This is a genomic window from Nocardioides sp. Root122, from assembly GCF_001425025.1.
Taxonomy (GTDB): domain Bacteria; phylum Actinomycetota; class Actinomycetes; order Propionibacteriales; family Nocardioidaceae; genus Nocardioides.
The window spans coordinates 304,143-316,158 of record NZ_LMDE01000012.1 but is presented as its reverse complement, the minus strand read 5'-3'; the positions used below and the strand labels follow the sequence as shown (position 1 = coordinate 316,158).

At 72.7% G+C, this 12,016-nt stretch carries 13 protein-coding genes; 9 read left to right on the top strand and 4 right to left on the bottom strand.

The genetic code is table 11. The features are described 5' to 3' along the window. Nucleotides 1–13: 13 nt before the first annotated feature. Complete coding sequence (locus ASC64_RS16955; RefSeq protein ID WP_056908705.1) at nt 14–1,564, bottom strand: amino acid permease; 1,551 nt, start codon at nt 1,562–1,564, stop codon at nt 14–16. A 224-nt stretch (nt 1,565–1,788) separates the two neighbouring features. On the opposite strand from ASC64_RS16955, the gene ASC64_RS16950 reads away from it, so the two are divergent. From ASC64_RS16950 to ASC64_RS16925, 6 genes are read left to right on the top strand one after another with little or no spacing between them, the layout of a single operon-like run. Next, complete coding sequence (locus tag ASC64_RS16950; protein ID WP_056908704.1) at nt 1,789–3,159, top strand: glutamine synthetase family protein; 1,371 nt, start codon at nt 1,789–1,791, stop codon at nt 3,157–3,159. Continuing rightward, the gene (locus ASC64_RS16945) at nt 3,146–3,931 is read left to right on the top strand and encodes a gamma-glutamyl-gamma-aminobutyrate hydrolase family protein (RefSeq protein WP_056908703.1); all 786 of its coding nucleotides are present in this window, start codon (nt 3,146–3,148) and stop codon (nt 3,929–3,931) included. Before ASC64_RS16950 ends, ASC64_RS16945 begins: the two co-directional genes overlap by 14 nt. Continuing rightward, nucleotides 3,928–5,316, top strand: coding sequence for an aldehyde dehydrogenase family protein (locus tag ASC64_RS16940; protein WP_200937853.1), 1,389 nt, complete (start codon nt 3,928–3,930; stop codon nt 5,314–5,316). Before ASC64_RS16945 ends, ASC64_RS16940 begins: the two co-directional genes overlap by 4 nt. Then, complete coding sequence (locus ASC64_RS16935) at nt 5,313–6,101, top strand: 3-oxoacyl-ACP reductase (protein WP_056908702.1); 789 nt, start codon at nt 5,313–5,315, stop codon at nt 6,099–6,101. The genes ASC64_RS16940 and ASC64_RS16935 overlap by 4 nt, the downstream gene beginning before the upstream one ends. A gap of 9 nt (nt 6,102–6,110) precedes the next feature. Further along, complete coding sequence (locus ASC64_RS16930; protein ID WP_056908701.1) at nt 6,111–6,827, top strand: FadR/GntR family transcriptional regulator; 717 nt, start codon at nt 6,111–6,113, stop codon at nt 6,825–6,827. A 50-nt stretch (nt 6,828–6,877) separates the two neighbouring features. Further along, on the top strand, nt 6,878–7,486 hold the full coding sequence (locus ASC64_RS16925) for a pentapeptide repeat-containing protein (RefSeq protein WP_235563796.1): 609 nt from the start codon (nt 6,878–6,880) through the stop codon (nt 7,484–7,486). Nucleotides 7,487–7,593: 107 nt separating this feature from the next. On the opposite strand, the gene ASC64_RS16920 is transcribed toward ASC64_RS16925, so the two are convergent. After that, entirely contained in the window at nt 7,594–8,145 is a 552-nt protein-coding gene (locus ASC64_RS16920) for a TetR family transcriptional regulator (protein WP_056908700.1), read from the bottom strand. 101 nt (nt 8,146–8,246) lie between these two features. Between ASC64_RS16920 and ASC64_RS16915 the strand changes: the two genes are divergently transcribed. Genes ASC64_RS16915 through ASC64_RS16905 form a run of 3 tightly spaced genes read left to right on the top strand, consistent with a single transcriptional unit; the run spans nt 8,247 to nt 10,176 of the window. Continuing rightward, nucleotides 8,247–8,861 (top strand): biotin transporter BioY, encoded by a 615-nt coding sequence (locus tag ASC64_RS16915; RefSeq protein ID WP_056908699.1) that lies wholly within the window; start codon nt 8,247–8,249, stop codon nt 8,859–8,861. Between the two features lie 2 nt (nt 8,862–8,863). Then, nucleotides 8,864–9,568 carry an energy-coupling factor ABC transporter ATP-binding protein gene (locus ASC64_RS16910; RefSeq protein WP_056908698.1) on the top strand — a complete coding sequence of 235 codons (705 nt, stop codon included), beginning with the start codon at nt 8,864–8,866 and terminating at the stop codon, nt 9,566–9,568. Further along, nucleotides 9,565–10,176, top strand: coding sequence for an energy-coupling factor transporter transmembrane component T family protein (locus ASC64_RS16905; RefSeq protein WP_235563795.1), 612 nt, complete (start codon nt 9,565–9,567; stop codon nt 10,174–10,176). The genes ASC64_RS16910 and ASC64_RS16905 overlap by 4 nt, the downstream gene beginning before the upstream one ends. A gap of 23 nt (nt 10,177–10,199) precedes the next feature. Here the strand turns inward: ASC64_RS16905 and ASC64_RS16900 are convergent, their stop codons facing one another. Then, nucleotides 10,200–10,592 (bottom strand): VOC family protein, encoded by a 393-nt coding sequence (locus ASC64_RS16900; RefSeq protein ID WP_056908697.1) that lies wholly within the window; start codon nt 10,590–10,592, stop codon nt 10,200–10,202. 9 nt (nt 10,593–10,601) lie between these two features. Then, nucleotides 10,602–11,993 (bottom strand): amidase, encoded by a 1,392-nt coding sequence (locus tag ASC64_RS16895; RefSeq protein ID WP_056908696.1) that lies wholly within the window; start codon nt 11,991–11,993, stop codon nt 10,602–10,604. Nucleotides 11,994–12,016: the final 23 nt, after the last annotated feature.

Sequence of the window (12,016 nt, the reverse complement as noted above, 5' to 3'; positions counted from 1 at the left end):
ATCGCCGCGACGTTCAGCCGCGGTCGTCCTCCGCGAGCAGCTCGTCCTCGACCCTCCCGCCGTAGCCCTCGGCCTCCGGGTCCCCGTGCATGCCGTGGCTCACCGCGTACTCCTCCTCGGGGGAGAGGATCAGGCGGTGCCGGCCCACGGTGCCGAAGATCGCCAGGCCGATGGCGTAGAGGACCGCGATCGCCACGATGGCCGGACGGAAGTCGGGGTTGAGGAAGACGCCGACGAAGGTGATCGCGGCGATGATGCCGGCCACGACGGCTCCGGCCACGCCCACGGGGCTGACGTAGGGCCGCTTGGCGTTGGGGAACTTCTGGCGGAGCAGGACGTAGGAGACCATCTGGAGGATGTAGGCCAGCACCGCGCCCCAGACCGCGATGTTGAGCACGATCGCGGTCGCCTGCTCGCCGGCCTCGCCACCCCGGCGGGCCAGTATGTCGACGATGAGCAGCACCACGAAGCCGAACACCGCGCCGGCCACGAGGGCGACCCAGGGGGTCTTGCGGGCACCGGTGATCGACAGCGACTTGGGGTAGTAGCCGGCCCGGCTCAGGGAGTACATGTTGCGGCCGTAGGCGAACATGATCCCCTGCAGGCTGGCCAGCAGGCCGATGAGCGCGAAGAGCGAGAGCAGCGCTGCGAGGTCGTCGGAGAGGAACGCGCGGAAGCCGTCGAGCAGCGGCTCGCCCGAGGCGCCGAGCGCGTCGGACCCGGTGACGGCAGGGTTGAGCACGAAGACCAGGGCACCGGTGGCGACGAGGGTGATGAGGCCGACGATCCCGGCCCGCGGGATGTCGGTCGTGGGCGAGTGTGCCTCCTCCGCGGCGAGCGGGAGCTCCTCGATGCCGAGGAAGAACCACATCGCGAACGGGAGCGCGTAGAGCACGCCGCTCCACCCGAACGGCAGGAAGTCGCTGTTGCCGGGCTCGGGCTCGATGTCCATCAGCCGGCCGAAGTCGACCGCGCCGTTGGCGACGGCGAGGACCGCGAAGAGCACCAGCACCGCGATCGAGACGACCGCGACCACGATCGCGAACTTGAAGGAGATCTCCGCGCCCGCCGAGTTGAGGGTGACGAAGACGGCGTAGAGCACGATCCACCAGATCCACTGGTTGTCGCCGACGCTGAGGCCGAACAGCTCGTCGGTGATGGAGTCGAGGTACTGCGCGGAGAACAGCACGATCACGCCGGTGGTGAAGACGTACTCGATGGTCTCCGCGAGGCCGGTGACGAAGCCGCCCCACGGCCCCATCGCGGAGCGGGCGAAGGAGTAGGCGCCGCCGGTGTGCGGCATGGCGGCCGACATCTCGCCGATCGAGAAGAGCATGCCGAAGTACATGACGACGATGACGACGCTGGCGACGAGCAGACCGCCCCAGCCGGCCTCGCCGATGCCGAAGTTCCAGCCCGAGAAGTCGCCCGAGATGACTGCTGCGACGCCGATGCCCCAGAGCCCCCAGAAGCCCGCGGAGCGTTGGAGCTGCCGCTTGTCGAAGTAGCCCTCCTCCGCGTGGTGGTAGCTCACACCGGAGACCTTGCGGGATTCCTGGTTCATGTCGGACGCTCCTGGGCTGGGCCGCGCGGCTGGGGGCTGGGGTCGCATGATGAGGCTCTGGCCGGACGCTAGACCCGTCAATGGCAGGGCGGCAATACCTTTGGACCGGCGTTTTCGTGCGCGAAACACCGGCCCGTCGCGCGCAATGGTTGACTCGTCGCGTCAATGAGGCATTACTGGACCCGCACACCGGACACAGGCCGGCCCATCGAGCAGGAGGTCCCATGGCACAGCGGACGAAGGGGCTCCTCGGCCTCGAGGACCTGGCCCGGCTCGTGGACGCGGGCGAGATCGACACCGTGGTGGTGGGGTTCGCCGACATGCAAGGCCGCCTCGTCGGCAAGCGCGTCTCCTCGCGCCTGTTCATGGAGGAGGTCGCCCCGCACGGCGCCGAGTGCTGCAACTACCTGCTGGCCGTCGACATCGAGATGAACACCGTCGCCGGCTACGCGATGTCCGGCTGGGACCGCGGCTACGGCGACATGGTGATGCGCCCGGACCTCTCCACGCTCCGCCTCGTCCCGTGGCTGCCGGGCACCGCCCTGGTGATGGCGGACCTCGAGTGGTTCGACGGCACGGCGGTCGAGGCGGCGCCGCGCAGCGTGCTGCGGCGCCAGGTCGACCGGCTCGCCGAGCGGTCCCTCGTGCCCTACGCCGGCACCGAGCTCGAGTTCATGGTCTTCGACGACACGTTCCGCGACGCGTTCGGCAAGCGCTACGCCGGCCTGCGTCCGGGCAGCGACTACAACATCGACTACGCCATGCTCGGCTCCACCCGGATGGAGCCCCTGGTGCGCGACATCCGCCTCGGCATGGAGGGCGCGGGGATGTACTGCGAGGGCTCGAAGGGCGAGTGCAACCTCGGTCAGCAGGAGATCGCCTTCCGCTACGACCACGCCCTGGTCACCAGCGACAACCACACGATCTACAAGAACGGCGCGAAGGAGATCGCCGACGCGCACGGCAAGAGCCTCACGTTCATGGCGAAGTACGACGAGCGCGAGGGCAACAGCTGCCACGTCCACCTCTCCGTCCGCGGCGCCGACGGCGCCGCGGTGATGGCCGACGAGTCACGACCGCACGGCATGTCCGAGCTCTTCGAGCACTGGGTCGCCGGCCAGATCGCGTGCATGCGCGAGCTGACGCTCTTCTTCGCGCCCACCATCAACTCCTACAAGCGCTTCGTCGAGGGCAGCTTCGCGCCGACCGCCGTCGCGTGGGGCATGGACAACCGCACCTGCGCGCTCCGCGTCGTCGGCCACGGCCTCGGCATGCGCCTGGAGAACCGTGTGCCCGGTGGCGACGTGAACCCCTACCTCGCCATCGCCGCGATCACGGCGGCCGGGCTGCACGGCATCGAGCAGCAGCTCCCGCTCGAGGAGGCCTACGAGGGCAACGCCTACGCCGGCGACGTGCCGCGGCTGCCGACCACGCTGCGCGAGGCCGCCGAGCTGTTCGAGGGCTCGGCGGTGGCCCGCGCGGCCTTCGGCGACGAGGTCGTGGAGCACTACCTCAACAACGCCCGGGTCGAGCAGCGCGCCTACGACGCCGCCGTCACCGACTGGGAGCGGGTGCGGTGCTTTGAGCGGATGTGACGCCCCCACCACCCGGCGACCGGTCGTCGGGATCACGACGTACGTCGAACCCGCGCAGCAGGGCGTGTGGGACGTCCGGGCCGCCTACCTCCAGTACGACTACGTCGAGCTGGTGACGCGCGCCGGCGGCGTGCCCGTGCTGCTCCCCCCGCCCGGCCCCACGACGGACGACGAGGCCGTCGCCTCGGTCCTCGACCGGGTGGACGCCTTGGTGCTGGCTGGCGGGCGCGACGTCGACGCCCGTCGCTACGACGCCGAGCCGCACCCGACCGCCGAACCGCCGGCCACCGACCGCGACGGATGGGAGCTGGCCCTCACCCGGCAGGCGCTCGACCGGGGCACCCCGCTCCTGGGCATCTGCCGCGGCGCCCAGGTCCTCACCGTGGCGCTCGGCGGCACGCTGCTCCAGCACGTGCCGGACGTGCCCGGAGCCCACGACCACAAGCTCGGGCCCGGCCGGTTCGCCTCCCACACGGTGCGGACGGTCGCCGGGAGCCGCGTGGCAGGCGCCTTGGGTGCCGACGCCACCGTGCACTGCTACCACCACCAGGCCGTCGGCCGGCTGCCCGAGGGGCTGCGCGCTTCGGCCCACGCCGAGGACGGCGTGGTCGAGGGGGTGGAGCTCGACGGCGAGGGGTTCGCCGTCGGCGTGCAGTGGCACCCCGAGCAGACCCTCGACGACGTCCGTCTGATGGAGTCGCTCGTGCGGTCCGCGCGAGAGCGCCTCGCGGCCAAGGACACGGACACGGACACGAGCAAGGAGAAGGTGTGACGACCGAGATGTTCGACATCGTCAACCCGGCCGACGAGTCGGTCGTGACGAGCGTCCCGGAGCTGGAGGCCGGTGACGTCGACGACGCCGTCGACCGCGCCCGCGCTGCCCAGCGGAGGTGGGCCGCGCTCGCGCCCGCCGACCGGGCGGCCGCACTGCGGTCGTTCGCGGCGACCGTCGACGCCCACGTCGACGAGCTGGCCGAGCTGGAGGTCCGCAACTCCGGGCACCCGATCGGCCAGGCCGAGTGGGAGGCCGGGCACGTGCGCGACGTGCTGACCTACTACTCGGCGGCACCCGAGCGGCTCTTCGGCCGCCAGATCCCCGTCGCCGGTGGTCTCGACCTCACCTTCTCGGAGCCGATCGGCGTGATCGGCGTGGTGACGCCCTGGAACTTCCCGATGACCATCGCGTCGTGGGGCTTCGCCCCCGCACTGGCGGCCGGCAACGCCGTCGTGCTCAAGCCCGCCGAGTGGACGCCCCTGACCTCGCTGCGCCTGGCCGAGCTGGGCGTCGAGGCGGGCCTGCCGGAGGGCCTGTTCCAGGTCGTGACCGGCAAGGGCTCCGTGGTCGGCGAGCGGCTCGTCGACCACCCCGACGTCCGCAAGGTCGTCTTCACCGGGTCCACCGAGACCGGCACGCGGGTGATGGCGCGAGCCGCGGCGCAGGTCAAGCAGGTCACCCTCGAGCTCGGCGGCAAGAGCGCCAACATCGTCTTCGCCGACAGCGACCTCGAGCAGGCCGCGGCCACCGCGCCCTACGGCGTCTTCGACAACGCCGGCCAGGACTGCTGCGCGCGAAGCCGGATCCTCGTCCAGCGCAGCGTGCTCGACCGGTTCATGGAGCTGCTCGAGCCCGCCGTCGCCGGCATCCGGGTGGGCGACCCCCGCGACCGCGACACCGAGATGGGGCCCCTGGTCTCCCGCTCGCACTGGGAGAAGGTGGCGTCCTACGTCCCCGACGACGCGCCCGTCGCGTTCCGCGGGCAGGCGCCCGAGGGGCCGGGCTTCTGGTTCCCGCCGACGGTGCTGACCCCGTCGCGCGAGGACCGCACGGCCCGCGAGGAGATCTTCGGCCCGGTGGTCGCCGTGCTGCCCTTCGAGGACGAGGCCGACGCGATCGCGCTGGCCAACGACTCGGCGTACGGCCTGTCGGGATCGATCTGGACCCGTGACGTGTCGCGCGCGATCCGCGTGAGCCGGGCCGTGGAAGCCGGCAACCTGTCGGTGAACTCGCACTCCTCGGTCCGCTACACCACCCCGTTCGGCGGCTTCAAGCAGTCGGGCGTCGGGCGCGAGCTCGGGCCCGACGCACCGCTGTCCTTCACCGAGACCAAGAACGTCTTCATCGCCGTCGAGCCCGCACCCGCCGAGGAGCCCTCATGACCATCACCCCCGTCGACCTCACCCAGCGGCTCCGCGACCGGGTGGCCGTCGTCACCGGCGGCGCGTCCGGCATCGGCCTCGCCTCCGCCCGGCGCCTCGCCGCGGAGGGCGCGCGCGTCGTCATCGCCGACCTCGACCCCGCCACCGGCCAGGCGGCCGCGGAGGAGGTCGGCGGGACGTTCGTGGCCGTCGACGTCGCCGACCGCGAGCAGGTCGACGCCCTCTTCGACTCCGTCGCGTCCTCGCACGGATCGGTCGACATCGCCTTCAACAACGCCGGCATCTCGCCGCCGGAGGACGACCTGATCGAGACGACCGACCTCGACGCCTGGGACCGCGTCCAGCTGGTCAACCTGACGTCGGTCTACCTCTGCTGCCGCGCGGCGCTGCGCCACATGGCTCCGCAGCAGCGCGGGTCGATCATCAACACCGCGTCGTTCGTCGCGGTGATGGGATCGGCGACGTCGCAGATCTCCTACACCGCGTCCAAGGGCGGCGTGCTCGCGATGTCGCGCGAGCTCGGCGTGCAGTACGCCCGGAAGGGCATCCGCGTCAACGCGCTGTGCCCGGGACCGGTCAACACGCCGCTGCTGCAGGAGCTGTTCGCCAAGGACCCGGAGCGGGCGGCGCGTCGGCTGGTCCACGTGCCGGTCGGGCGCTTCGCCGAGCCCGAGGAGCTCGCGGCGGCGGTCGCGTTCCTCGCCAGCGACGACGCGTCGTTCATCACCGCGAGCAGCTTCCTGGTCGACGGCGGCATCCACGCCGCGTACGTCACGCCCCTCTAGGCCGTCGTCGTGACCGAGTCCCGCCTCGCGGAGGAGACGTTCTTCCGGCCGGTCCGGCCGGGGAACGCCTTCGAGGACACCGTGCAGCGGCTGCTGCAGACGATCCGCCTCGGCGTCGTCGCGCCCGGTGACTCGCTGCCGTCCGAGCGCGAGCTGGCCGTCCGGCTCGGCGTCAGCCGCGACACCGTGCGCGAGGCGCTGCGCTCCTTGGGGGAAGCGGGCTACGTCGTGTCGCGGCGCGGGCGCTACGGCGGCACGTTCGTCGCCGACGAGCTGCCCCACCCGGAGCCACAGGCCGCTCCCGTGCTCGACGCCGCCGACCTCGAGGAGGTGCTCGCGCTGCGCGAGGTGCTCGAGGTGGGCGCCGCACGGCTCGCCGCCTCGCGGACGCTGCCCGCGCCCGAGCGCGACCTGTTGTGGCGCACGCTCGGGGAGGTGGCGGGCGCCGCGCCGGCGGACTACCGACGGCTGGACTCGCGGCTGCACCTCGTCATCGCCGAGATCACCGGGGTGCGCTCACTGGTCACCCTCGTGGCCGACAGCCGGATGCGCCTCAACCGCCTGCTCGACGAGATCCCGCTGCTGGAGCGCAACATCGCCCACTCCGACGAGCAGCACCGCACCATCGTGACGGCGATCCTCGCCGGGCAGGCCGACGTCGCGGCCGTGGCGGTCGAGGAGCACCTCGCGGGATCGGCCGCACTGCTCCGCGGCTTCCTCGCCTGACTCGTCGTACCGCTCCCCCGGCTGTCGCCCGCGGTCGCTAGCGTGGCGCCGTGGGCGAGCCGATGGACGTGACGGGGCAGCACCTCCGCGGCGAGGACTGGTACGGCGACGACCTGGGCGCGGCGCGGTTCACCGACTGCACCTTCACCGACGTCGACCTCTCCGAGGCGAGCACGTCGGGCGCGACCTTCGAGTCGTGCACCTTCCACGGCGGCCGGTTCAACGCCTCGACGCACACCGCGACGGCCTTCGTCGGGTGCGACTTCCGCCGGGTCTCCTTCTTCGACGCGACGCTGGACGGCTGCAAGCTGGTGGGCAGCGTGTTCACCGAGTGCGTGCTGCGCCCGCTCACCGTCCTGGGCGGCTCGTGGCTCGGGGTGACCATCCGCGGCACCAACCTGTCCCGCCTCGACCTGGCGGGCGTCGACCTGCGCGAGTCCGACCTGTCGATGTCCGACCTGAGCCTGACCTCGTTGGCCGGGGCCCGGCTCGACCGCGCCCTCCTCCGCGAGACGAACCTCGACCGCACCGACCTCCGGGGCGCGAGCCTCGACGGCGTCGACCTGTCTGCCGCGACCTTGAGGAAGACCCACCTCGACCTCGCCGGTGCGGTCCTCCTCGCCGAGCTCCACGGCGCGGACGTCGACACCTCCGCCTAGACAGCCGCTCGCCGTCCCGGGGTAGTTAGGGACGTTGTCGTAGGTGAACCGCCGAACCAACCCACCGAATCGTCCCTAACTACCCGGGTGCGGCCGGCGCCGAGCGGTCAGGACAAGCGGGCGCGGAGGCCGTCGATCACGAGGTCGAGGCCGAGGTCGAAGTCGGGCAGCGACTCCAGCGAGCGCTCGACCGCGCCGAGGCGTACGGCCTGGCGGGCGGTCTGCTCCTCGAAGGCGTGGCCGAAGACGTAGTGGACCAGGGTGCGGGACGCCACCGCGACCAGCTCGGGCGGGGCGTCTGCGTCGGCCAGGACCTTCTCCAGCTCGGCCACCGGCGCAGCGGCCCCCAGGCCGAAGGCCCAGACCGTGGCCACCACGTCGGCACCGTCGGTGCACGCGAGCATGGCGTGCCGCAGCTCGGAGCAGACCTCACGGAGCTGGTCGGGCCACTCCGTGGCCGTGCGCGGCCTCGCGCCCCGGGCCAGGATCTCGTCGGCGACGGCCGCGAGCAGTGCCTGCTTGCTGGCGAAGTGGTGGTAGATCGCGCTCGGCTGCACCTCCAGCTCGGAGCCGAGGCGGCGCATCGTCAGCGCCGCGAGTCCGTGCTCGTCGAGCAGGGCGACGGCGTGCGCGAGCACGTCGCTGCGGTGGTGACCCACGCACCCTCCCGGTGGCTGGACGGCATTGACGGCCGGTTCGCCACCAGCCTAACCTGAACACCGTTCAGGTCAACCGCAGCGCCGTCAGCAAGGACCCCCGCATGTCTGCCACCACCCAGGCCGAGACCACCCCGTCCACCCCGACAGGGTCGGGCTCCTCGTCCCCGTCCCGCGACATCGCCCTCATCGCGGCCTTCGCGGCCCTGGTCTCGGCGAGCGCCTACGTCGGCGCGATCCCGGTCGGCAGCGCCGGCGTACCCATCACGCTCCAGACCCTGACCGTGATGCTGGCCGGCTGCATCCTGGGCCCCGTGCGCGGCTTCGCGGCGGTCACCCTCTACCTCGCGCTCGGCGCCGTCGGCCTCCCGGTCTTCGCCGAGCACTCGTCGGGCATCGGCGTCTTCTCCGGCATCAGCGGCGGTTACCTGCTGTCGTTCCCGATCGCCGCGGCCCTCGGCGGCTTCCTCGTGCAGTACGTCGCCCGCGACCGCCGTACCCGCGCGATCGTGGTCTTCTTCTGCTCGCTGGCCGCCAGCGTGCTGGTCATCCACACGATGGGCATCGCGGGCATGAAGCTCTACGCCGACGTGTCGTGGCGCGAGGCCGCGTCGTGGGACATGCCGTTCTGGATCGGCGACCTGGTGAAGACCTCGCTCGTGGCGATGATCGCCGCCGAGGTACACCGCGCCTTCCCGCAGCTGCTGCACCGCGACTGACCTTGCCGGAGATCCACTTCGAGGCCGCGTCCGTGCGGGTCCCCCTGCCCGGACGCGGCGAGCGCGAGATCCTCGCGCCGACCACGCTGGCGCTGACCGAGTGGCGCATCGGCGTCATCGGCGCCAACGGCTCGGGCAAGTCGACGCTGGCGCGCATGGTCAACGGCCTGGTCCGGGCGTCGTCGGGCCGGGTGGTCGTGGACGGGCTGGACGTCGCGCGCGAGGGCGCCGCCGTACGTCGCCGGGTGGGCTTCTGCTTCACCGACCCGGCCGCCCAGCTGGTGATGCCGACCTGCGTGGAGGACATCGAGCTGTCGCTGCGCCGCACGGTCAAGAGCGCCGACGAGCGGCGCGAGCGGGCCCTGGAGGTGCTGGCCGCCAACGACCTGGCCGACCACGCCCACGACTCCGTCCACTCGCTCTCGGGTGGGCAGCGGCAGCTGCTCGCACTGGCGGGCGTGCTGGCCACCTCGCCGTCGGTCGTCGTCGCCGACGAGCCGACGACCCTGCTCGACCGCGCGAACACCCGGCGCATCGGCGACGTCCTGCTCGGCCTGGAGCAGCAGCTCCTCCTGGTCACCCACGACCTCGACCTCGCCGCACGCTGCGACCGGGTCCTCGTCGTCGACGACGGCCGGGTCGTCGCGGACGGCCGTCCCGACGAGTCGATCGTGCACTACACCGACCTCGTGGACGCGACCCGGTGAGCGACCTGATGGCGGGGCTGCACCAGCCCGGCGACACCGTGCTGCACCGGCTCCCGGTCGGCGCCAAGGTGCTCGGCCTGGCCGTGCTGAGCCTGGCGATCGTCGTGGTCCGCGACGTCCGCAGCGCCCCTGCCTTCCTGCTCGTCACGCTGCTCCTCGCCGCGCTCGCCCGGGTGCCGCTGCGCTCGGTCTGGCGCGCGGCGCGCGGGGTCCTGCTGATCGCCGTGGTGGCCGGCGCGTTCCAGTGGTGGTGGTACGGCGCGGAGAAGGCCGTGGAGACCTTCCTCGACCTGCTCAGCCTCGGACTCGCGGCGCTGTCGCTGACCGCGACCACGTCGGTCAACGAGATGGTGGACGCCCTCTCCCGCTGGGCCCGGCCCCTCCGCTTCGTGGGCGTCGACCCGGACCGCGTGGCGCTCACGGTCGCCCTGACCATCGGCGCGCTGCCCGGCACCATCGCCATCGCGCGGGAGACCCGCGACGCCGCCCGGGCCCGCGGCCTCGACCGCTTCCCCCGGGCGTACCTCTCCCCCTTCGTGATCCGCGTCGTCGCCCGCGCCCACGAGTCCGGCGACGCGCTGCATGCCCGTGGGATCGGGGACGACTGACCGGGCGGTTCCTCCCCGTCCGGTCAGCTGGGATCGGGCCGCTGGTTGAGGAACCACCGGTGCCCGAAGGGGTCGCGGAACACCGCGACCCGACCGGCCGGCGGACTGTCCTCGGGGCCGCGGTCGAGCACCACCCCGGCCCCGGTCACGCGGTCGCAGACCGCGTCGACGTCGTCGACCTCGAGGTGCAGCGACACCGCAGCACCCCGCGAGGTGTCGGGCGCGGCGACACCTGCGGAGTCGAACTCGTCCGACATCATCCAGCGGCCGCCGCCGACCGCGAGCTCGACGTGGCCGATGCGGCCGTCGTCCATCACGATCGGATCGCGCACGACCTCGGCGCCGAGCACGTCGACGTACCACTCGAGGGCCGCGCGCGCGTCGGCGACGCAGAGGTACGGCGTCAGCTCACCCATGCCGCCACCTCACCAGTCGGGCGGGCGCCTGTCCACCCACGGTGCGGCCTGCTCCACCTGGGCAGCGAGCGAGAGCAGCAGCTCCTCCTCGGCCGGTCGAGCGGCCAGCATGACGCCGACCGGGAGCCCGTCGTCCGTCCAGTGCAGCGGCAGAGACATGGCCGGCATGCCGGTGACGTTCCAGGCGCTCGTCCAGGGCGTGAACGCCTTCTGGGCGGCGAAGTCGCGCGCCGGGTCGGCGTCGTCACGCAGGGCGCCGACCACGACCGGCGGCATCGCGAGGGTGGGCGTGAGCACGACGTCGTACGACGCCAGCGCGGCGAGCGCTGCTGCCGCGTGCTGGCGGAGGCGGGCGATCGCCAGCCCGAACTCGGGACCGCTGACCGCACGGCCGCGCTCGGACAGCCAGCGGGTCAGAGGGCGCAGCCGGTCCTCGCGTCCGGGTGGGGCCTCGGAGAGTGCGGTGAGCACGGCCCAGCAGGTCTCGAAGTCGGCGACGGCCTCGCGCGGGATCGGGACCGGCACGTCCTCGACGTCGTGGCCGAGCCCCTCGAGAAGTCGGGAGCCGTCCTCCCAAGCAGTCACCGAGGACGGGTCGACGTCGACGTCGGTGATGACCGGAGCGATGAAGCGCGCGATGCGCAGCCGCCCGGGCTCACGGTCGCAGGCGGCCAGGAACGGCGCGGACGGCGGCGGCGCCCAGAACGGGTCGCCGACGCGTCGGCCGGCCAGCACGTCGAGGAGGGCTGCCGCGTCGCGCACGCTGCGCGCCAGGGTGCCGGCGGTCGCGAGACCGACGGGATCGCCGTAGCGCGGCGCGCCGCTGATCCGGCCGCGCGACGGCTTGAGGCCGACGAGACCGCAGCACGACGCGGGGATCCGGATCGAGCCGCCGCCGTCGGAGCCCGGCGCGACCGGGAGCAGCCCGGCGGCGACCGCGGCTGCGGCTCCGCCTGAGGACCCGCCGGCCGTCCGGGTGGGGTCCCACGGGGTCACTGCGGGCGGCGCGACGTCCGGCTCGGTGTAGCAGGGCGAGCCGAACTCCGGGGTGTTCGTCTTGCCCAGGCTCGGCATGCCGGCGGCCTCGACGGACAGCACGAGGTCGTCGGACTCCTCGGGGACGAAGTCGTCGTAGGCCGCCGAGCCGAACGTGGTGCGGACCCCCGCCGTGGGGTGGAGGTCCTTGATGCCGGTCGGGACCCCCCACAGCGGACCTGCGTCCGCGGGGCGTCCCGACTCGGTGAGCCGGCGCGCGTGCTCGCGCGCCTCGTCGTGCGTGGTGGTGACGAAGGCACCGACGTGGTCGGCGCGGTCGGCGTAGTGCTCGACCAGCTCGAGCGGCGACACCTCGCCACGGCGTACGGCGTTGCCCTGCTCGAGCGCGGTCAGGTCGTGGAGCACACGCCGACCGTACCGGCACCGAG